This window comes from Rhodovulum sulfidophilum DSM 1374 (assembly GCF_001633165.1).
GTDB classification, from domain to species: Bacteria; Pseudomonadota; Alphaproteobacteria; order Rhodobacterales; family Rhodobacteraceae; genus Rhodovulum; species Rhodovulum sulfidophilum.
In genome coordinates this window covers 2,847,579-2,868,254 of record NZ_CP015418.1, presented here as the reverse complement: position 1 = coordinate 2,868,254, position 20,676 = coordinate 2,847,579, and the positions used below count along the sequence as shown (strand labels likewise).

The 20,676-nt window shown below is 67.8% G+C and carries 13 protein-coding genes; 6 read left to right on the top strand and 7 right to left on the bottom strand.

What is annotated here, in order from left to right; translation table 11 throughout:
* Nucleotides 1-53 precede the first annotated feature (53 nt).
* Both A6W98_RS13475 and A6W98_RS13470 read right to left on the bottom strand, forming a co-directional pair.
* Nucleotides 54-2,321 carry a hybrid sensor histidine kinase/response regulator gene (locus A6W98_RS13475; RefSeq protein ID WP_052678048.1) on the bottom strand — a complete coding sequence of 756 codons (2,268 nt, stop codon included), beginning with the start codon at nucleotides 2,319-2,321 and terminating at the stop codon, nucleotides 54-56.
* Nucleotides 2,322-2,589: 268 nt separating this feature from the next.
* Nucleotides 2,590-3,612, bottom strand: coding sequence for a UDP-glucuronic acid decarboxylase family protein (locus A6W98_RS13470; protein ID WP_063490928.1), 1,023 nt, complete (start codon nucleotides 3,610-3,612; stop codon nucleotides 2,590-2,592).
* A gap of 613 nt (nucleotides 3,613-4,225) precedes the next feature.
* Between A6W98_RS13470 and A6W98_RS13465 the strand changes: the two genes are divergently transcribed.
* From A6W98_RS13465 to malQ, 6 genes are read left to right on the top strand one after another with little or no spacing between them, the layout of a single operon-like run.
* Complete coding sequence (locus tag A6W98_RS13465) at nucleotides 4,226-6,619, top strand: glycogen/starch/alpha-glucan phosphorylase (RefSeq protein ID WP_042462253.1); 2,394 nt, start codon at nucleotides 4,226-4,228, stop codon at nucleotides 6,617-6,619.
* A gap of 43 nt (nucleotides 6,620-6,662) precedes the next feature.
* Nucleotides 6,663-8,885, top strand: a complete 2,223-nt coding sequence (gene glgB, locus A6W98_RS13460; RefSeq protein WP_072071696.1) for a 1,4-alpha-glucan branching protein GlgB — start codon at nucleotides 6,663-6,665, stop codon at nucleotides 8,883-8,885.
* Between the two features lie 13 nt (nucleotides 8,886-8,898).
* Nucleotides 8,899-10,161, top strand: a complete 1,263-nt coding sequence (gene glgC, locus A6W98_RS13455; RefSeq protein ID WP_042462251.1) for a glucose-1-phosphate adenylyltransferase — start codon at nucleotides 8,899-8,901, stop codon at nucleotides 10,159-10,161.
* Nucleotides 10,158-11,588, top strand: a complete 1,431-nt coding sequence (glgA, locus tag A6W98_RS13450) for a glycogen synthase GlgA (protein WP_042462249.1) — start codon at nucleotides 10,158-10,160, stop codon at nucleotides 11,586-11,588. Before glgC ends, glgA begins: the two co-directional genes overlap by 4 nt.
* Nucleotides 11,585-13,690, top strand: coding sequence for a glycogen debranching protein GlgX (glgX, locus tag A6W98_RS13445; RefSeq protein ID WP_247904407.1), 2,106 nt, complete (start codon nucleotides 11,585-11,587; stop codon nucleotides 13,688-13,690). The genes glgA and glgX overlap by 4 nt, the downstream gene beginning before the upstream one ends.
* On the top strand, nucleotides 13,687-15,549 hold the full coding sequence (malQ, locus tag A6W98_RS13440) for a 4-alpha-glucanotransferase (protein ID WP_042462245.1): 1,863 nt from the start codon (nucleotides 13,687-13,689) through the stop codon (nucleotides 15,547-15,549). The genes glgX and malQ overlap by 4 nt, the downstream gene beginning before the upstream one ends.
* Nucleotides 15,550-15,662: 113 nt before the next feature.
* Here the strand turns inward: malQ and A6W98_RS13435 are convergent, their stop codons facing one another.
* The 5 genes from A6W98_RS13435 to A6W98_RS13415 all read right to left on the bottom strand — a co-directional run bounded on the left by A6W98_RS13435 (nucleotide 15,663) and on the right by A6W98_RS13415 (nucleotide 20,474).
* On the bottom strand, nucleotides 15,663-16,301 hold the full coding sequence (locus A6W98_RS13435) for an aspartate/glutamate racemase family protein (protein ID WP_042462243.1): 639 nt from the start codon (nucleotides 16,299-16,301) through the stop codon (nucleotides 15,663-15,665).
* 3 nt (nucleotides 16,302-16,304) lie between these two features.
* Nucleotides 16,305-17,144 carry an ABC transporter permease gene (locus A6W98_RS13430; RefSeq protein WP_042462241.1) on the bottom strand — a complete coding sequence of 280 codons (840 nt, stop codon included), beginning with the start codon at nucleotides 17,142-17,144 and terminating at the stop codon, nucleotides 16,305-16,307.
* A 1-nt stretch (nucleotide 17,145) separates the two neighbouring features.
* Entirely contained in the window at nucleotides 17,146-18,054 is a 909-nt protein-coding gene (locus tag A6W98_RS13425) for an ABC transporter permease (protein WP_042462239.1), read from the bottom strand.
* A 133-nt stretch (nucleotides 18,055-18,187) separates the two neighbouring features.
* On the bottom strand, nucleotides 18,188-19,462 hold the full coding sequence (locus A6W98_RS13420; RefSeq protein ID WP_042462237.1) for an ABC transporter substrate-binding protein: 1,275 nt from the start codon (nucleotides 19,460-19,462) through the stop codon (nucleotides 18,188-18,190).
* 28 nt (nucleotides 19,463-19,490) lie between these two features.
* The gene (locus A6W98_RS13415) at nucleotides 19,491-20,474 is read right to left on the bottom strand and encodes an ABC transporter ATP-binding protein (RefSeq protein WP_042462235.1); all 984 of its coding nucleotides are present in this window, start codon (nucleotides 20,472-20,474) and stop codon (nucleotides 19,491-19,493) included.
* Nucleotides 20,475-20,676 lie beyond the last annotated feature (202 nt).

Sequence of the window (20,676 nt, the reverse complement as noted above, 5' to 3'; positions counted from 1 at the left end):
GCGCTCCGGTCCCGTCCGGCCCGGGGCACACGCTGCCTGCCGGATCCGAGGTGTCAGCTTGCGGCGCGGTGGGGCTTGTCTGCCGGCGCGTCGCGCCCGGGCTCTGGCACCATGGCGGCAGGGGCCGTCTTGCACTGTGTCGCCGCCCCCGGCACCTCGCCCAGAAGCTCGCTCAGCCGCCCGCGCGAGACCGGCTTCAGCGCCACATCCTCCATCCCGGCAGCATGGAAACGGGCCAGATCCTCGGGCAGGGCATGGGCGGTCATCGCCACGATCCGGGGCGGCGGGCCTTCGGCCGCGCGGATGCGCCGGGCCGCCTCGATGCCGTCGAGCCGCGGCATGCTGATATCCATCAGGATCACGTCGAACTGCCGCGCGGCTGCGGTCTCGACCCCGTCGAGCCCGTCGATGGCCTCAGTGACGCGGTGCCCGAGCCCCTCGAGCAGGCGGCGCGCGATGAAGCGGTTGACGCGGTTGTCCTCGACCACCAGCACGTCGAGCGGCCGGGCCGGGCAGGGGGCGGCCGGGTGCGGTGCGGCGGGCTCGGCCGCGGCGGTGGCCTCGGGAAGCGGGAGCGTCACGGTGAAGGTGCTGCCCTGGCCCGGTTGGCTGGAGACCTCGATCCGCCCGCCGAGCAATCCGACCTGACGGGCGACGATGGCCAGTCCCAGCCCGGTGCCGCCTTCCTCGCGCCTGTAGGTGGCATCGGCGGTGAAGAACTCGTCGAAGATCCGCGGCTGGTCCTCGGGGGCGATGCCGATGCCGGTATCGGCAACGCGGATCTCGATCATCTCGCGCGAGCGGCGCCTGGCCGAGACCGTGACCCGGCCGCCGCGGGTGAACTTGACCGCGTTCGAGATCAGGTTGATCACGATCTGACGCAGCCGCTGCGCGTCGCCCCGCACCATGCCACGACCGGCGCCAAGGCCGGCGTCGATCTCGAGCGCGAGCCGGGTGTCGCGCTCGGCCGCCAGCGGCTGATGCAGCGCCACCAGACGCCCGAGCTTCGCAGTCAGGTCGAAATCGGTGATCCGGGTTTTCGAGCGCCCGGCATCGATCCGAGAGACTTCCAGCACATCCTCGACATGGTGCAGCAGGATTTCGCCCGAACAGGACATGATGTCGAGATACTGGCGCTGGGCATCGTCCAGAGGGCTGCGCTGCAAAAGCTCCATCGTGCCGAGCAGACCGTTCAGGGGCGTGCGCATCTCGTGGCTCATCACCGCCAGCAGCCGCGCCTTGGCCTTCTCGCCCGCCAGCGCCCGGTCGCGGGCGGCGGTCAGTTCGGTTTCGACGCGCTTGCGCTCGGAGATGTCGCGCAGGAAGATGACGAAGACCGTCCCGTCATCGGTCACCGCGCGGCCGAACGAGATCTCTGCGGGGAAACCGGTGCCCGACTTGCGTTGCGCGGGCAGTTCGATGCGGCCGGTCGCCTCTCCGCCCCGCCTGATAGCGGCGCTCAGCGCCAGGGTCTGTTCCAGCGGGCGGCCGAGCACCTCGTCGCGCGCATGGCCGAAGATGGCTTCGGCGGCGGCGTTGAATTCCAGCACGGTTCCGGCTTCGTCGGTCACGATCACGGCGTCGAGCGCGGTGGTGACGACGGCATTCAGCCGCGAGCCGGTCGCGTGCAGTTCGCGGCTGCGGCTCCGCATCCGTTGGTTCAGCCGGCCCAGCGCCGCCATCCCCGCCAGGAGCAGCACGATCAGGGCCAGACCGATCAGCGCCAGCAGGGTTTCGAGCCGCTCGACATGGGCATGCTCGCTCAGATGCGAACTGACCAGAAGTCCCGATCCGGCGGCCGAATAACGCCGCACATCGGTGTCGATCGCGTCGATGGTCCGCGACAGGTCGGGCAGCCGCGCCCGCAGGTCGGCGTCGTTTCCGGCAAAGGCATCGGTCATCTGGCGCAACGCATCGGCGATCCGGTCGGCCTGTCCTCCGAGCCCGGACCGCCGCAGCGGCTCGGCGAAGGAGGCGGTCTCGGTCACCAGTTTCGCCTGCGCGCGGAAATTGGCGAAATCGAGCCGGAGCCGGTCAAGCGGCATCACCCCCCGATCCGCCATGTAAATCGCGGTATGCAGCTCGGCATGCTCCATCTCGAGACGGGTCAATTCCGACTGCGCCGTTTCGGCCGTGATATCGTGCAGGTGGGCCTCGCGGTCGCGGATGTCGAAGGCGATGACGGCGATGGCGCCCAGCATCACCACCAGCGCGGCCGCCGCGGCGAGCGCCTCGATCCGGCTGCGCGGCAGCAGCCGTCTTGCCCGCAGCAGCCGGGCGGTGGACAGGGTGGATCGGCGGATCGGCGGGTCGGCAGGCATGCGGTCTTCCTCGGCGGGGCGGCGAGGCCGCAGGAGGCGGCCCCGGCCCGGCCGAGATCATCGCAAGTTTGTGTCAATTATAAGGAGTTCGGGGCGAAATCCGGCGATCCCTGACAGCAGGCGGCGGCCTCGCTTCTTTCCGCCGAAGGCCTGCCGCTTCGCCATCGGCCGTGTTTCGCATCACGTCGGAGCCCCCGGTCCCGTCCGCGCGCCGCAGGGGGCGACGACGCGCGGTGGGGGCAGGGGCCGCGTCACATCGCGGCTGCACTCAGCCCAGGGCCAGGCCGATGTCCAGAGGAGCGGCGGGGATGGCGGGCAAGACGGGGCATGCCTCCGGCGCCGGGGGCAGGCTTTCGGCCGCGAAGCGGTCGAGCGTGGCGCGCAGCCCGGTCTCGAGCCCGACCGCGGGCGACCAGCCCAGCACCGCCCGGGCCCGGGCGATATCGGGCCTGCGCTGCACCGGGTCGTCGCAGGGCAGCGGGCGAAAGACCAGCGGCGCCCGCGCGCCGGTCAGCCGCAACACGGTCCGGGCGAGGTCGATCACCCGCATCTCGGCGGGATTGCCCAGATTGATCGGCCCGGTCACGGCGGGCGGTGTCGCCATCAGCCTGACCAGCGCCTCGACCATGTCCGAGACATAGCAGAAGGAGCGGGTCTGGCTGCCATCGCCATAGACGGTGAGCGGCGCGCCGGTCAGCGCCTGCATCGCGAAATTCGACACCACCCGGCCGTCATCCGGGCGCATGCCGGGGCCGTAGACGTTGAACAGCCGCGCCACCTTGACCGGGAGATCGTAGCGCCGCCGGAAATCGAAGATCAGCGTTTCGGCACAGCGCTTGCCTTCGTCATAGCAGGCCCGCGGTCCGATCGGATTGACATGGCCCCAATAGTCCTCGGTCTGAGGATGGACCAGCGGATCGCCATAGACCTCGGAGGTCGAACATTGCAGCAGCCGCGCGCCGCTGCGCCGGGCAAGCTCGAGCAGGTTCAACGTGCCGATCACGGAGGTCTTGGCGGTCTGTACCGGATCGCGGCTGTAATGGGCGGGCGAAGCCGGGCAGGCGAGGTTGTAGATCTCGTCGACATCGAGATCCAGCGGCTGCGTCACGTCATGGCGCAGCAGCGTGAAACCGGGCCTGCCGCGCAGGGGGGCGATATTGGCCTCGCGCCCGGTCGAGAAATTGTCGAGGCAGGTCACCGCATGGCCCATGGCCAGAAGTGCCCTGCACAGATGCGAGCCGATGAACCCGGCGCCGCCGGTGACGAGAATGCGTTTCGGGAACTGCGTCAAGGGAATGCTGCCTGTCCTGTGGTTGCTGCTATGCGGCCTGCCGGTGGCAATGCCGCGGGCGTCGGTTTCGGGGCCGGCGGGCGAAGGGCCTGCCGACGGAACCAAACACGGGAACGAAACACGGAACCAAACTTGGCGGAGCGCGGAAAACGCGGCATACCGCAGATCGGGCGCGCGGCTTGAACCTCTCTGCCCGGTCCGAACCTGGATGCGGTCCGGAAGGGAACGGGTCTCAGTTGCGCCTTGACGACCAGTGTGGCACAGGATTGCACAATCTTAAATAAAAAAGTATCGACTAAAAACAACCTATAAGTGTTTTATCGAAACCGCCCCCCTCCATCCGGCCGCCGGCGCGGGCCCTTGCGGGCGCAGTCCCGATCCGGCGGGGCGCCGCGCGCCGGGAGCGACGCCTCGTCCGTTCGCAGCCTCCCGTGCGGCGGCGATGCGAAAGGGCGGTGCGAAAGGGCGTTTCGGACAGTGCCCGGAAAAGGGACGCAGACCGGCCGCTTCGGCGCGGAAGTCGGCATTTCTCGGTTCCGAACGAACTCGCGCTTGAAGCGGAGGGCCTTTTCCTTCCATATCGCGACAACATCGCATTCCGACATTTCCAAAGATGGAGGCCTATTCCTTGACCGCCGCCGACATGCGCGATTCCATCCTGCGCCATCTCGCCTACGAGCTTGGCACCGATCCCGGCCATGCCACATTGCACGACTGGCGCATCGCGCTGTCCCTGGCGGTACGCGACCGGCTGGTCGACCGATGGTTCGCGGCCAATCGTGCGACGCGGGCCGCGCAGCCCAAGCGCGTCTATTACCTGTCGATGGAATTCCTGATCGGCCGCCTGCTGGAAGACGCCATCGTCAACCTGCGCCTCGAAGAGCAGGCGGGGACCGCGCTGGCCGATCTGGGGCTGGACTTCGACGCGGTGATCCAGAACGAACCCGATGCCGCGCTTGGCAATGGCGGCCTCGGCCGCTTGGCCGCCTGTTTCATGGAATCGCTCGCGACCATCGGCTGCCCGGCCTTCGGCTATGGCATCCGCTACGAGAACGGGCTGTTCCGCCAGTCCTTCCAGGACGGCCGCCAGATCGAGGAGCCCGAGGACTGGCTGAGCCAGTTCCATGCCTGGGAATTCGAGCGCCGCGATGTCGCCCAGGAGATCCGCTTCGGCGGCGAGGTCACCCAGAAGGACGGCCGCGCGGTCTGGACCGGTGCCGAGGCGGTGATCGCCGCCGCCTTCGACACGCCGATCATCGGCTGGAAGGGGCGCTGGGCCAATACGCTGAGGCTGTGGTCGGCGCAGCCGCTCCACGGCTTCGATTTGGCGCGGTTCAATCGCGGCGAATATGCCGCCGCGGCCGAGCCCGAGGCGCTGGCCCGTACCATCAGCCGCGTGCTCTATCCCGACGACACCACCGGGCAGGGCAAGGAATTGCGGCTGAAGCAGGAATATTTCTTCACTGCCGCCTCGCTTCGCGACATCCTGCGCCGGTTCGAGGCCGAGGGCGGCGCGCTTGCCGATCTGCCGAAGAAGGCCGCGATCCAGCTCAACGACACCCATCCGGCGATTGCCGGGCCGGAACTGGTGCGGCTTCTGCATGACGAACGCGGCATGGCGCTCGATCAGGCCATCGCCACCGCGCGCGGCTGCCTCAGCTATACCAACCACACGCTGATGCCCGAGGCGCTGGAGCGCTGGTCCGAGGACCTGATGAGCCAGCTCTTGCCGCGCCACATGCAGCTGATCGAGCGGATCGACGAGGCCCATGCCGCCGAGATGCCGGGCCGCCGGGTCACGCTGCGCGAGAATGGCGAGGTCAAGATGGGCGAGATCGCCTTCACCATGGCGCACAAGGTCAACGGGGTCTCGGCGCTGCATACCGATCTGATGAAGGAAACCGTCTTCGCCGATCTGCACCGGCTGCATCCCGACCGGATCGTCAACGAGACCAACGGGGTCACGCCGCGCCGCTGGCTTCTGTCGGCCAATCCGCGGCTCAGCCGACTGATCACCGAGACCATCGGCGAGGGCTGGGTCGACGATCTCGAACAGCTCGACCGGCTCGAGGCGTCGATCTCGGATCCGGGCTTTCTCGACGCCTATGCGAAGGCCAAGCGCGAGAACAAGCAGGACTTCGCCGAGTGGCTGGCGGCCGAGCAGGGGGTGCGGGTCGATCCCGAGGCGCTGTTCGACGTGCAGATCAAGCGCATCCACGAATACAAGCGCCAGCATCTGAACATTCTCGAAACCGTCGCGCTCTGGCGCGAGATCAAGGCCAATCCCGGCGCGGGCTGGGTGCCGCGGGTCAAGATCTTCGCGGGCAAGGCCGCGCCCGGCTATGTCTTCGCCAAGGAGATTATCCATCTGATCAATGACGTGGCCGAGGTGCTGAATGCCGATCCGGTCACCAGCCCCTATCTCAAGGTGCTGTTCCTGCCCAATTACAATGTCAGCCTTGCCGAGCGGCTGATCCCGGCCGCGGATCTGTCGGAACAGATCTCGACCGCGGGCAAGGAGGCCTCGGGTACCGGCAACATGAAATTCGCGCTGAACGGGGCGCCGACCATCGGCACGCTCGACGGCGCCAATGTCGAGATCCGCGACCGGGTGGGGGCGCGCAACTTCTTCCTGTTCGGGATGACCGCCCAGGAGGTCGAGGCCCGCCGCGCCGTGCCCGATCACGCCCGTCAGGCGATCCAGGCCGATCCCCGGCTGGGCGGCGCGCTGAAGGCGATAAGCCAGGGCGCGTTCTCGCCTTCGGACAAGCACCGCTATCGCGGGGTGGTCGCCAACCTGACCGGGCAGGACTATTTCCTGGTCTGCTCCGACTTCACCGCCTATTGGGACGCCCAGCGCCGGGCCGAGGCGGCCTTCGCCGATCCGGCGGTCTGGCACCGGATCGCGGCCTGCAACACCGCGCGCGCGGGCTGGTTCTCGTCGGATCGGACGATCCGCGGCTATATGACCGACATCTGGGGCACCGTTCCGCTGGCTGCGGAGTGACATCGCCTTTGCAACCCGGGCGGGACGGCATAGGCTCGCGGACATGACGACGACAAGATCCGCCTCCGCCTCTCTCAGCGCCGCGTTTCCGGCCAGGGAAGACGCGCTTCGCCTGCAGGCGGGGTTGCATGACGATCCGTTCGGGGTGCTCGGCCCCCATGGGCAGGGCCGCCGCCGCATCGTCGCGGCGTTCCTGCCCGGCGCGGCGAGGCTCGAGGCGGTCTCGGGCGGCAAGACCCATCCGCTGGCCCGCAATCCCGAGGCGCCCGATCTCTTCGCGGGGCCGGTTCCGGGCAAGGCGCCCTATGTCCTGCGGGCGCATGACGGCAGCGGCAATTGCTGGGAGTTCGAGGACCCCTATCGCTTTGGCCCCGTGATCGGCGAGCTGGACGAGTACCTGCTGGGCGAGGGCACCCATCAGCGGCTCTGGCAGGTGCTGGGCGCCCATGTCCGGACCCATGAGGGCATCGCGGGAACCCATTTCGCGGTCTGGGCGCCGAATGCGCGGCGGGTCTCGGTGGTGGGCCCGTTCAATGCCTGGGACGGGCGTCGGCACCCGATGCGGCGGCGCGGCGCCACCGGGGTATGGGAGATCTTCCTGCCCGGCATCGGCGAGGGCGAATGCTACAAATACGAGATCCTCGGCGCCGATGGCAGCGTGCAGCCGCTCAAGGCCGACCCGGTGGGGTTCGGGGCCGAGCATCCGCCGAAGACCGCAAGCGTGGTGCGCGACATCCGCGGCTATGGCTGGCACGACGATGCCTGGATGACCTACCGCGCCGGCAACAACGCCCGGACCGCGCCGATTTCCATCTACGAGGTGCATCTGGGGTCCTGGCGGCGCCGGGCCGGGGAGGGCAACCGGCCGCTTTCCTACCGCGAGGCCGCCGAGGAGCTGGTCGATTACGTCGCCGATATGGGCTTCACCCATCTCGAATTCCTGCCGCTGTCGGAACATCCCTTCGACGGGTCCTGGGGCTATCAGCCGGTCGGGCTGTTCGCGCCCACCGTACGGCACGGGCCGCCGCATGAATTCCGCGACCTGGTCGATGCGGCGCATCGCAAGGGGCTGGGGGTGATCCTCGACTGGGTGCCGGGCCATTTCCCGACCGATGCGCATGGGCTCGCGCGGTTCGACGGCACCGCGCTTTACGAACATGCCGACCCGCGCGAGGGCTTCCATCACGACTGGAATACCCTGATCTACAATTTCGGCCGCACCGAGGTCGCCAATTTCCTCTATTCCAACGCGCTCTACTGGCTGGAGGAATACCATGTCGACGGGCTGCGCGTGGATGCGGTGGCCTCGATGCTTTATCGCGACTATTCCCGCAAGGAAGGCGAGTGGGTTCCCAATGTCCATGGCGGGCGCGAGAATCTCGAAGCCATCGCGATGATGCGGAAGATGAACGCGCTCTGCTATGGCGAGGTGCCGGGGATCATGACCGCGGCCGAGGAAAGCACCTCTTTCCCCGGCGTGTCGCGCCCGGTCGATGCGGGGGGGCTGGGCTTCGGCTACAAGTGGAACATGGGCTGGATGAACGACACCCTGTCCTATATCGCCCACGACCCCGTGCACCGGAAGTTCCACCATCACCAGATGACCTTCGGGCTGGTCTATGCCTTCTCCGAGAATTTCATCCTGCCGATCAGCCATGACGAGGTGGTGCATGGCAAGGGCTCGATGCTGGCGAAGATGCCCGGGCCCGACTGGGAGAAATTCGCCAACCTGCGGGCCTATTACGGTTTCATGTGGGGCCATCCCGGCAAGAAGCTGTTGTTCATGGGGCAGGAATTCGCGCAGCGCGCCGAATGGGACCGGGCGGCCGAGCTGGACTGGGGCGTTCTGGAGGCCGAGCCGCATCGCGGCATGCAGCGGCTGGTGCGCGATCTGAACACGCTCTACCGGGCCACGCCCGCGCTGCATGTCAGGGATTGCGAGCCCGAGGGCTTCCGCTGGGTCGAGGCCAATGCCGCCGACATCTCGGTCTATGCCTGGCTCCGGCAGGGGCAGGCGGGCGATCCGCCGGTGGCGGTGGTCGCGAACCTGACCCCGGTGGAACGGAGGGGCGTCCGGCTGGGCCTGCCGCAGGCGGGGCGCTGGCGCGAAGTTCTGAATACGGATGCCGCGCTTTACGGCGGCGGCAATCGTGGCAATCTCGGCGGCGTTGTCGCAGGCGGGGTCGCGCATCACGGGCTTCCGGCCTCGGCCGAACTGACGCTGCCGCCGCTGTCGGTGCTGTATCTGATGCCGGGTGAGGATTGACGAGGAGGGGACGATGGAGACGCGCTACAGCAGGCTCGCAAACCGAAGCATGGCCTTCGTGCTGGCGGGCGGGCGGGGCAGCCGGCTGAAGGAGCTGACCGACATGCGGGCCAAGCCCGCGGTCTATTTCGGCGGCAAGACCCGGATCATCGACTTCGCGCTGTCGAACGCGCTGAATTCGGGCATCCGCAAGATGGCGATCGCGACCCAGTACAAGGCGCATTCGCTGATCCGCCATTGTCAGCGCGGCTGGAATTTCTTCCGCGCCGAGCGCAATGAATATCTCGATATCCTGCCCGCCAGCCAGCGGGTGTCGGAAAGCCAGTGGTATCAGGGCACGGCCGATGCGGTGACCCAGAATATCGACATCGTCGACAGCTATGGCGTCGATTATGTCCTGATCCTCGCGGGCGACCACATCTACAAGATGGATTACGAGATCATGCTGCGCCGCCATGTCGAAAGCGGCGCCGAGGTGACGGTGGGCTGCCTGACCGTGCCGCGCGAGGAGGGCTCGGCCTTCGGGGTGATGAAGGTGGACGAGACCGACCGGATCGTCGAGTTCATCGAGAAGCCGCAGGACCCGCCGGGGATGCCGGACGATCCCGATCAATGCCTCGTCTCGATGGGGATCTATGTCTTCGACTGGAAATTCCTGCGCGCGCTGCTGATCGAGGATGCCGCCAATCCCGCATCCAGCCATGATTTCGGCTCGGACCTGATCCCCGACATCGTCAGGGGCGGCAAGGCGATGGCGCATCGCTTCACCTCGTCCTGCGTCAAGGACCGCGCGGATTCGCCCGCCTACTGGCGCGATGTCGGTACCATCGACGCCTTCTGGAAGGCCAATATCGACCTGACCGATTTCACCCCCGACCTGAACCTCTGGGACAAGAGCTGGCCGATCTGGACCTATTCGGAATCGGTGCCGCCCGCCAAGTTCGTCCATGACGAGGAGGACCGGCGCGGCTCGGCGGTGTCCTCGATGATTTCGGGCGGCTGCATCATCTCGGGCACCGAGGTGCGCAATTCGCTGCTCTTCACCATGGTGCGTACCAATTCCTACGCGGTGCTCGACCATGCGGTGGTGCTGCCCTATGTCGATGTCGGCCGGCACGCGCGGCTCAGCAATGTGGTGATCGACCGGGGCGTCGTGATCCCGCCCGGGCTGGTCGTCGGCGAGGACCCTGAAGAGGACGCGAAATGGTTCCGCGTGAGCGAGGGCGGGATCACCCTCATCACCCAGTCGATGCTGGACCGGAGGGCGGAGGCATGAGCCTGAACGTCCTGTCGGTCGCCTCCGAATGCGTGCCGCTGGTCAAGACCGGCGGGCTGGCGGATGTGGCCGGGGCGCTGCCCGGGGCGCTGAAGGCCGAAGGCGTCGAGATGCGGGTGCTGATCCCGGGCTATCCGGCGGTGCTGGCCAAGGTCGGGACCGGCGAGACGCTGTGGGAAAGCGATGATTTCTTCGGCGGCCCGGCGCGGCTTTGCTTCGCGACCCATGGCGGGCTCAGGCTTTACGTGCTGGAGGCCGCGCATCTTTTCGACCGGCCCGGCGGGCCCTATCTCGACGGCGGCGGCTGCGACTGGCCCGATAACGACATCCGTTTCGGCGCGCTGTCCTGGATGGGGGCGCAGATCGGCGCCGAGGGCGCGGGCGGCTGGCGCCCCGACCTGATCCAGTGCCATGACTGGCAGGCCGGGCTGGTGCCGCTCTATCTCAAGGCGCGCAGCGTCGATCTGCCGACGGTGATGACCGTGCACAACATCGCCTTTCACGGGCTGATGCCGGCGGGCAGGATGGCTGCGCTGGGTCTGCCGGGCTGGGCCTTCCATCCCGGCGGCATGGAGTTCTACGGACAGGTTTCGGCGCTGAAGGCGGGGCTGGTCTATGCCTGGAAGGTGACGACCGTCAGCCCGACCTATGCGCGCGAGCTCCGAACCCCCGAATTCGGCGGCGGGCTCGACGGCGTGATCCGGGCGCGGGCGGGCGACGTGCTGGGCATCCTGAACGGCATCGACGAGGCCGACTGGGACCCGGCGACCGATCCCCATGCGCTGCGCTTCAAGCAGCCCCGCGGCAAGGCCAAGGCCCGCGCCGCGCTGCTCGAGGAAATGGGCCTGACCGAGGGGCCGGGGCCGCTTTGCGTCGTGGTCTCGCGGCTGACCGGGCAGAAGGGGCTCGATCTGCTGTTGCAGGCGCTGCCCGATCTGGTGGCGCGGGGCGGGCGGCTGGCGCTGCTGGGCTCGGGCGAGCCGCCGCTGGAACAGGCATGGCGCTCGGCCGCCCAGCGCCATGAGGGCGTCGCGGTCCGGATCGGTTATGACGAGGCGCTGGCCCACCGGCTGATCGCGGGGGGCGACGCGATCCTGCTGCCCTCGCGCTTCGAGCCCTGCGGCCTGACCCAGCTTTACGGGCTGCGCTATGGCACCATTCCGGTCGTCGCCCGCACCGGCGGGCTTGCCGATACCGTGATCGACGCCAATCCGGCGGCGCTGGCCGCGGGCGTGGCCACCGGCATCCAGTTCGCGCCGGTCAATGCCGAGGCGCTGTCGGTCGCGCTTGACCGGCTCTGCGATCTGCATGCCGACCCCGAGCTGTTCGCGAAACTCCAGCGCAACGCAATGCGCGCCCCGGTCGGCTGGCAGGGCTCTGCCGCCGCCTATGCGCGCCTCTTCCGAGAGATATCACCCCCCTCATGACGTCATCGCACATGCTGCCCACGACCATTGCCGCCGGTTGCCCGAATACGCTCGGGGCCCGATATGATGGGGAGGGGGTCAATTTCGCGATCTTCTCGGAACATGCCAGCCGGGTGTCGCTGTGCCTGTTCGACGAGACCGGCCATACCGAGCTTGCCAATATCGATCTTCCCGAGCGCACGCATCATGTCTGGCATGGCCGGATCGACGGGCTGGAGCCGGGCCAGCATTACGGCTACCGGATCTCGGGCCCCTACAATCCCGACCAGGGCCACCGCTTCAATCCCAACAAGCTCCTGCTCGATCCCTATGCCCGGCAGATCTCGGGCCAGCCGCGCTGGCACGATGCGCTGATGGGCTACGAGGTGGGGGCGGCCCAGGGCGATCTCAGCTTCGACAAGCGCGACAGCGCCCCCTATGTGCCGCGCTCGGTCGTGGTGGCCCCCGACATCGACTGGGGCGACGATGCCCCGCCCGCCACGCCGATGGCCGAGACCGTGATCTACGAGGCCCATGTCAAGGGCCTGACCTGCCGCCATCCGCGGCTGCACGCGCCGGGCCATTTCCGGGCGCTGGCCTCGGACCCGATGCTGGAGCATCTGCAAAGGCTCGGCATCACCGCGATCGAGCTTCTGCCGGTGCAGGCCTTCCTCAACGACAGTTTCCTGGTCGAGAAGGGGCTGACCAATTACTGGGGCTATCAGACCCTGGCCTTCTTCGCCCCCGATCCGCGCTACATGGAGACCGGCGACATCTCGGAATTCCAGCGCATGGTGGCGCGGCTGCATTCGGCGGGCATCGAGGTGCTTCTGGACGTCGTCTACAACCATACCTGCGAAGGCAACGAGATGGGGCCGACGCTGTCGTTTCGCGGCATCGACAATGCCAGCTATTACCGGCTGTCCGAGGACCGGCGCTATTACGTCAACGATACCGGCTGCGGCAATACCCTGAATACCGGCCATCCGATGGTGCTCCGGATGGTGATGGACAGCCTGCGCTACTGGGTCGAGACCATGCATGTCGACGGCTTCCGCTTCGATCTGGCGGCGACGCTGGGGCGGGGCGCGGACGGCTTCCACCCCAATGCCGCGATCTTCCAGGCGATGCGGCAGGATCCGGTGCTGTCCCGGGTCAAGCTGATCGCCGAACCCTGGGATATCGGCCCGGGCGGCTATCAGCTGGGGGCCTTCCCGCCGCCCTTCTCGGAATGGAACGACAAGTTCCGCGACGGCGTGCGCCGGTTCTGGCGGGGCGATCCGGGGCGGGTGCCGGATCTGGCGGCGCGGCTGGTTGGCTCTTCGCCGCAATTCGACCATTCCGGGCGGCCCGCGACCTCGAGCGTGAACCTGCTGACCGCCCATGACGGGTTCACGCTCCTGGATGTGGTCAGCTACAACGACAAGCATAACGAGGCCAATGGCGAGGATAATCGCGACGGCCATTCGGCGAATTTCTCGGACAACATGGGCGCCGAGGGGCCCAGCCCCGAGCCTGCCATCATCGCGGCAAGGGCACAGCGGCGGCGCAGCATGATGGCGACGCTTCTGCTCAGCCAGGGCGTGCCGATGATCCTCGCGGGCGACGAGATCGGCCATACCCAGCATGGCAACAACAACGCCTATTGCCAGGACAATGCCACCGCTTGGGTCGACTGGCAGGGCGCCGACGAGGCCTTTCTCGACTTCACCGCGAAATGCATCGCCTTTCGCAAGGCGCATCCGATCCTGCGCCAGAAGCTGTTCCTGCACTCGCGCGAGCGTGCGCTCGACGGTATCGAGGATCTGTTCTGGCGCCGGGCCGATGGCCAGCCGATGTGCCGCTCGGACTGGGAAGATCCCGACCTGCGGCTGCTGGCGGTCGAGATCCGCACCGCCTCGGGCACGCCGCGCTATGCCGCGCTCGAATACGCGATCTTCGCGGTTTTCAATGCTGGTGGCGCGGTCGAGGTGACGGTGCCCGACGCGCCCGAGGGCCAGCACTGGGCCCTGCATCTGGACAGCTCGCGCCCCGAGCTCGTGCCCGAGCCGGTCGAGGGCATATTCGGGATGCCGGCCGAGGCGGTGGCGGTCTTCGTGCTGGAAGAGGAGCCGCCGGTTTGAGCAGCCTTGCCGCCCTTGCCCGGGCCTCGGGGATCCTGCCCGGCTATCGCGACCTGACCGGCACCGAGCGGCCGACCGCGCCCGAGACGGCGCAGGCGCTGCTGGCGGCGATGGGGCTGGCGGCCGCGACCGAGGCCGAGGCGGCGGCGTCGCTGGACGCGCTCGAGGCCGCCCGGGCCGCGCGCCATCTTCCCGACTGGCTGGTCCTGGACGAGGGCCGCGCGCCCGCGCTGGACGTTCCGGCCGCCTGGCGGATCGAGCTTGAAACCGGCGGCGTGATCGAGGGGCGCGCGGAGGATCCGCTGCCCGCCCTGCCTCTGGGGTTCCACCGGCTGCGCGTCGGCGCGGAAGAGACGGCGTTGCTTTCCGCGCCGCCCGCGCTGGCTTTGCCCCGGCGTGGCTGGGGCGTCGTCCTGCCGCTTTACGGATTGCGCGATGCCGGGCGCGGCGGGCTGGGCGATTACGCCGATCTGCGTCAGGCGCTGGAGGGCTTTGCCGGGCGCGGCGCGGGCTTTGTCGGCGTCAATCCGATCCATGCGGGCTTTCCCGCCGATCCGCACGCGATCAGCCCCTATTCGCCCTCGCACCGGCGCCGGTTCAACGTCGCGCATCTGGCGGTGCCCGGCGAGGCCGCCTCGCCCGGGGGCGAGCTGGTCGATTACCCGCCCGCCATCGCCGCGCGTCTCGCGGCGCTGAAGGCCGCCTTCGCCGGGCTTGACGCCGCAGCCCTGTCCGAACTGGCCGCGTTCCGCGCCGCCCGCGGCCCGGAGCTGGAGCTTTTCGCCATCCATCAGGCGCTTTCCGACCGCTTCGGCCCCTACTGGCCCGACTGGCCCGCCGAGTACCGCACCTGCACCGCCCCGGCAGTCGCGGATTTCGCCGCGGCCAATGGCGATGCCGTGGCGTTCCATGCCTGGCTGCAGTTCCTGGCCGAGACCCAGCTGGCCGCGATCCGCGAGGCGGGCGCCGCGGCGGGGATGGCGCAGGGGCTGTATCTCGACCTTGCCGTCGGCACCCATCCGGCCGGGGCCGAGACCTGGGCCGATCCGGGGCTGTTCGCGCAGGGCGTCTCGCTCGGTGCGCCGCCCGATGCCTTCGCGCCGCAGGGGCAAAGCTGGGGGCTGGCGCCGATGCTGCCGGGGGTGCTGGCCGCGCGCGGCTTCCGCCCGCTGGCCGAGACCCTGCGCGCCCAGCTGCGCTTTGCCGGGCTCTTGCGGATCGACCATATCCTCGGCTTCGAGCGCACCTTCTGGGTGCCCGAGGGCGGCGCGCCGGGCGGTTATGTGAAGATGCCGCGCGCCGCATTGCTGGCGGTGGCGCGGATCGAGGCGGCGCGGGAGGGCGCAGTGATCGTGGGCGAGGATCTGGGCAATGTGCCCGAGGGCTTGCGCGAGGATCTGGCGGCCTCCGGGCTTCTGGGCTGTCGTCTGGCGATGTTCGATCCCGAGATCGCCAGCTGGCCCGAGCCGGTTCTGGGCAGTTTCGGCAGCCACGATCTGCCGCCCTTTGCCGCCTGGGGCGCGGGGCGCGACATCGACTGGCATCGGAGGCTTGGCCATATTCCGCCCGAACGTGCCGAGGCGCTTGCGGCCGAACGCACGGGTCAGGCCCAGGCGCTCGGCGTCCGGATCGGCGGGGCCGGGGTGGATGCGCTGCATGCCGCGCTCGCGGCCAGTCCGGCCCGGCTGATCGCGCTGCAGACCGAGGACATGCTGGGCGCGACCGAGCAGGCGAACCTGCCCGGCACCGTCGACAGCCATCCCAACTGGCGCCGCCGGATCGGTCCGGCCGCCGCCGATCTGGCCGACAGCGAGCCGGTCCGGCGCGCGGCCCGGATCATGGTCCGCGCCGGGCGCTGACGCCCGGCCTCGACAGCGCTGACGCCCGGCTTCCGAAACGGCCTTCGGGCGCCGACGCCCGGTCTCGAAACGGCCCTCCGTTGCCGGGACCATCCCGGCGCCGGGCCGCTGCCTCAGAGCACCGAGACGAAGCGGGCGGCGGTCTCGACCCCGTCGATCACCGGTACCGGAAGCCGGGTGCGCAGATGGCCTGTGACCTTGGCCATGCCGGCGCAGCCGAGGATCACCGCCTCGATATCGTCCTCGGCCACGGCGCGTTCGGCCTCTTCGGCGATCCGGGCGCAGGCGGCCTCGGTGTCGTCCTCGAGGGCCAGCACCGGCACGTCGCTGGCCCGGACCCGGGCCAGATGCTGCGACAGCCCGTAATTCCTGATATTGGCCTCGATCGCCGGGATGGCGGCGGGCAGGGTGGTCACCACCGAAAACCGCCAGCCCCTCAGCGCGGCATGGTGAAAGGCCGCCTGTCCCACGCCGATCACCGGGCAGGGCGCGCAGGCCCGCGCCTCGGCCAGCGCCGGATCGTCGAAACAGGCGAGGATGACGCCCCCGGCACCGCGCCGGGCGGCCTGGGCGACCAGTTCCAGCAGGGGCGGCGTCGCGGCCGCGACATCCTCGGGGCCCTGGATCGCGGGCGGGGCCAGGGTCGAGGTCCAGCCCTCGAAGGCCACGCCCGGGGCCGCCGTCTCGGCCATGGCGAGGATCGAACCGGTCATGGCGGCGGTGGAATTGGGGTTGATGACGATGACGGTCATGGCTCAGACCATCCCCTGACCGGCATCCGAGCCCCGCCGCGCGCGGCGGCGGTTCATGGTCCAGACCGTGGCGAGGAAGACGCCGATCACCGCCAGCGAAAAGGCCGTGGTCAGCGTGCCGAGCGCGAAGATGACCGGGGTCGTGACATTGGTGGTCATGCCGTAGATCTCCAGCGGCAGGGTGTTGTGGCTGCCCGCGGTCAGCAGGGTGCGGGCGAATTCGTCATAGCTGAGGGTGAAGCCGAACAGCGCCACCCCGATCAGCGAGGGCGCGATGATCGGCAGCACCACATGGCGGATCGTCTGCCAGGCGGTGGCTCCCTGGTCGCGCGCGGCCTCCTCATAGCTTTTGTCGAAGCGGTTGAAGACCGCGAACATGATCAGAAGCCCGAAGGGCAGGGTCCAGGTCAGCTGCGCCCCGAAGCCCGATGTCGCCCAGTGCACGTCAAGCCCCGACTGGCTGAAGATCAGCCCGACCCCCAGCGAGACAAGGATAGAGGGAATCACGAGCGAGGTCACCACCATGTAGAACAGGACCCCCGACCCGGCAAAGCGCTTGCGGAAGGCAAGCCCGCCCATCACCGAGACGATGACCGTCGTCACCATCACCATCAGCCCCAGCGTGAAGGACCGCCCGAAGCTGCCCCAGATGTCGCCGACGGCCTGTTGTTCGAACAGATCGCGGAACCAGTGCAGCGAGACGCCCCGCATCGGGAAGGTCAGCCCGCCTTCGGGGCCCTGGAAGCTGAGAATGGCGATGGTGAAGGTCGGGCCGTAGAGAAACAGCAGGAACAGCGCGAAGAAGGCGGCCAGCAGGTAGAAGGAACGGGGGCGGCGGTCCATGTCAAAGCTCCTTCCGGATGTCGACGAAACGCAGCAGGATGCCGATCACCATCAGCACCGTGATCAGCAGGATGACGGCGGTGGCGGCGGCCGAGGGGTATTGCAGAAGCGCGATGTCATTCGAGATCAGCCTGCCCACATTGGCCGATTGCGAGCCCGACATGAAGCGCACGGTGATGAAATCGCCCATCACCAGCGTCACCACGAAGATCGAGCCGATCATGATGCCGGGCTTGCAGAGCGGGATGATGACATTGGTCAGCGTCTGGAATCCGGTCGCGCCGGCATCATAGGCGGCCTCGATCAGCGCGCGGTCGATCCGCATCATGCTGTTGAAGATCGGCACCACCATGAACAACGTGTAAAGGTGGACGAAGGCAAGGATCACCGAGAAATCGGAATACAACAGCCAGTCCAGAGGGGCGTCGATCACGCCCATCGACATCAGCGTCGAATTGGCGATGCCGTTGCGCCCCAGAAACGGGATCCAGGAAATCATCCGGATGATGTTCGAGGTCCAGAACGGAATGGTGCACAGCAGGAACAGCGCGATCTGCCAGGTCAGGCTGCGGATATGGAAGGCCAGGAAATAGGCCACCGTGAAACCGATGCCCAGCGTGAAGATCCAGGTCAGGACCGCGTATTTGAAGGTGTTGAGAAAGACCTTGTAGGTCACGGGCGAGCTCAGCAGGAACGCGTAATTGTCCCACTGGAAATCCGGATAGATCGAGAATTCGGTCGCGCCCCAGAAGCTGACGACCGCGATCATCGCGATCGGCAGCAGCAGGAAGACCGCAAGCACCAGCCCCAGCGGCGAGGCCAGCAACCAGCCCGAGACATGGCGGTTCTTCAAAAGCGCGCCGGGCAGCGAGCCCGGGGCGGCGGGGGAGGTCGTCGGATGGGCGGACATGCGCGCTCTCTTCTTTTCCGGAACGGAGCCCTTCCCCCGGGGGTCCGGGGGAAGGGCAGGGACCGGGCGCCACGGAAGGCGTGAAACCCGCGCCGGTCCCGTCAGTGTCGGGCTCGGGGCGCCGCCCTGGGGGTCAGGCGGCGATGAACTCGTTCCACTTGCGGATCATGTAGCGGTTCTCGTCCATGACCGCGTTCCAGCAGGCGATATGGCCCATGCGTTCCTCGAAGGACCCGCCGTCGCGGGTCTCGCCGGGCTGCGCCATCGCGTCGCCATAGGGGTTGGTGATGACCTCGGTCGCGGGCTTGCCCTCGAACCAGTAGCCCCATTCGTTCTCGGTCATGTAATTCTTCGAGGTTTCCGGCACCGCCGAATAGTATCCCTGCCGCATCAGGAAGCCGCCGACCCAGCCCTCGAGATACCAGTTGATATAGTCATAGGCCGCGTCGAGCTCGATCCCCGAGAGGTTCTTCGACAGCCCGATCCCGCCGCCCCAGGCCCGGTAGCCCTCTTTCAGCGGCTGGTAGACGCAGGGGATGCCGCGTGACTTGACCGCGGTGATGGCGGGCGACCACATCGACTGGATCACCACCTCGCCCGAGGCCATCAGGTTGACGCTTTCGTCGAAGGTCTTCCAGAAGGCGCGGAACTGGCCCGCCTTCTTGGCCTCGGTCATGATCGCGAGGGTCCTGTCGATCTCGTCGCGGGTCATGTTGCCCTTGTCGCCATACTGGATCTCGCCCATCGCCTCGCAGACCATGGCCGCATCCATGATGCCGATGGCCGAGATGTCGAGGATCGAGGCCTTGCCCCGGAAGGCGGGGTTCAGAAGCTCGGCCCAGCTCTCGACCGGATGGTCGATGAGATCGGGGCGGATGCCCAGCGTGTCGGCATTGTAGATCGTCGGGATCAGGGTCATCCAGCCGGTTTCATGGTCGGCAAAGCTGGTCCCGTCCGGGCCGTCGGTGAAGCCCACGCTGTTGGGCGAGGTGCCCTGGGCGATGGTCGATCCGGGCGTCAGCCGGCCATCCTTGAAGATGCCGACGATCTTGTCGTAATTCTTGATCCTGCCGACATCCATCCCCTGCAGGTTGCCGGTCGGCCAGACCTTCTTGCAGATCCAGTATTCGATATCGGCGATGTCGAAGGATTTGGGCTGGGTCGCGGCGCGCTGGGTGACGGCGTCGCTGTCCAGCGCGGTCATCTCGAGCGTGAAGCCCAGATCCTCCTTCACCTTCTGCGCCACTTCGTTGATGTTCGAGACCCCGGTGCCGAACTGGCGCAGGGTCACGTCCTTGATGTTCTGCGCCCAGATCATCGGCGCCGGAAAGGCGCTGGCCGCGACGCCCGCGGCGGCGCCCTTCAGCAGGCGGCGTCGGCTCAGGCCGGTCCTGGTGGCTTTGGTCATCTCTGTCTCCATGCTGGACTTGAGGGGATTACGCGTTAAGCGCGTGGAGGTGGTCTTCGTCCCAGTTCAGTCCCACGCCGTCTCCGGGCTGGATCGGGCGGGCGAAATACCGGTCTTCGGGAATGATCGCGGTAAGCTCCTGATCGCCCGCGGTCATCAGCGTCAGCGCGACGCTGGTGCCCTGGTACTCGATCCCGGTGACATGGCCGTCGAGCTTGCCGGTCTCGGCCTCGGTCACGGCGATCTGGTCCGCGCGGATCGCGAAATGGCCGCGCGGCAGGGCGATGACATTATGCCCGCCCATGAAGCGGGCGACGAATTCGGTGCGCGGGCTGTTGAACACCTCGCGGGCGGGGCCGGCCTGCTCGATCACCGCATCGTTCATCACCACGATCTCGTCAGCCAGCGCCAGCGCCTCGTCCTGGCCATGGGTGACATGGACGAAGGTGATGCCCAGCTCGCGCTGCAGCTTCTTCAGCTCGGACCGCATCCGGATGCGCAGGAACGGGTCGAGCGCCGAGAGCGGCTCGTCCAGAAGCAAGACCTGCGGATCGGTGATCAGCGCGCGCGCCAGCGCCACCCGCTGCTGCTGGCCGCCCGAAAGCTGGGCGGGCAGGCGTTCGGCGTAATCGGTCATGTGCACGAGTTCCAGCAGCGCCATCGCGCGGCGGCGCCGGGTCTCGCGCTCGACCCGCTTCATCTTCAGGCTGAAGGCGACATTGTCGACGACCGACAGATGCGGAAACAGCGCATAGTTCTGGAACATCATCGCGGTGCCGCGCCGGGCGGGCGGCAGATGCGAGATATCCTGGCCTGCCAGCACGATGGCCCCGTCCGAGACCTCTTCATGCCCGGCGATCATCCTGAGCGTCGAGGACTTGCCGCAGCCCGACGGGCCCAGCAGGCAGGCATAGGTGCCGCCCCTGAACAGGTGTTGGATGCCATCGACCGCGACGGTTTCGCCATAGCGTTTCGTCAGGGCCACGAGTTCCAGATCGAGTTCAGTGCGCATGCCGCTCCCCAGAAGCCATTGCCTCACCTTTCCGGGTCGGATCCGCCCACGAAAAGTCCCGGATGCGCGATCCGCCCCCGTCTTTCGCGGGGCGCCGGTATTTTGGGCGGATGTGGACAATATTGTCCGAGAGGTGATCGAAGATTGTATACGATCCGCTTGCCGATCCCTCACAACCCAAGGGATTCTTGTCCGGCTGTCC

Coding starts and splice junctions, on each gene's coding strand:
- A6W98_RS13465 (WP_042462253.1), top strand. CDS start 4,226: ATGGAGGCCTATTCCTTGACCGCCGCCGACATGCGCGATTCCATCCTG.
- glgX (WP_247904407.1), top strand. CDS start 11,585: ATGACGTCATCGCACATGCTGCCCACGACCATTGCCGCCGGTTGCCCG.
- A6W98_RS13415 (WP_042462235.1), bottom strand. CDS start 20,474: ATGCGCACTGAACTCGATCTGGAACTCGTGGCCCTGACGAAACGCTAT.
- A6W98_RS13420 (WP_042462237.1), bottom strand. CDS start 19,462: ATGACCAAAGCCACCAGGACCGGCCTGAGCCGACGCCGCCTGCTGAAG.
- glgC (WP_042462251.1), top strand. CDS start 8,899: ATGGAGACGCGCTACAGCAGGCTCGCAAACCGAAGCATGGCCTTCGTG.
- A6W98_RS13475 (WP_052678048.1), bottom strand. CDS start 2,321: ATGCCTGCCGACCCGCCGATCCGCCGATCCACCCTGTCCACCGCCCGG.
- A6W98_RS13430 (WP_042462241.1), bottom strand. CDS start 17,144: ATGGACCGCCGCCCCCGTTCCTTCTACCTGCTGGCCGCCTTCTTCGCG.
- glgA (WP_042462249.1), top strand. CDS start 10,158: ATGAGCCTGAACGTCCTGTCGGTCGCCTCCGAATGCGTGCCGCTGGTC.
- A6W98_RS13435 (WP_042462243.1), bottom strand. CDS start 16,301: ATGACCGTCATCGTCATCAACCCCAATTCCACCGCCGCCATGACCGGT.
- A6W98_RS13425 (WP_042462239.1), bottom strand. CDS start 18,054: ATGTCCGCCCATCCGACGACCTCCCCCGCCGCCCCGGGCTCGCTGCCC.
- glgB (WP_072071696.1), top strand. CDS start 6,663: ATGACGACGACAAGATCCGCCTCCGCCTCTCTCAGCGCCGCGTTTCCG.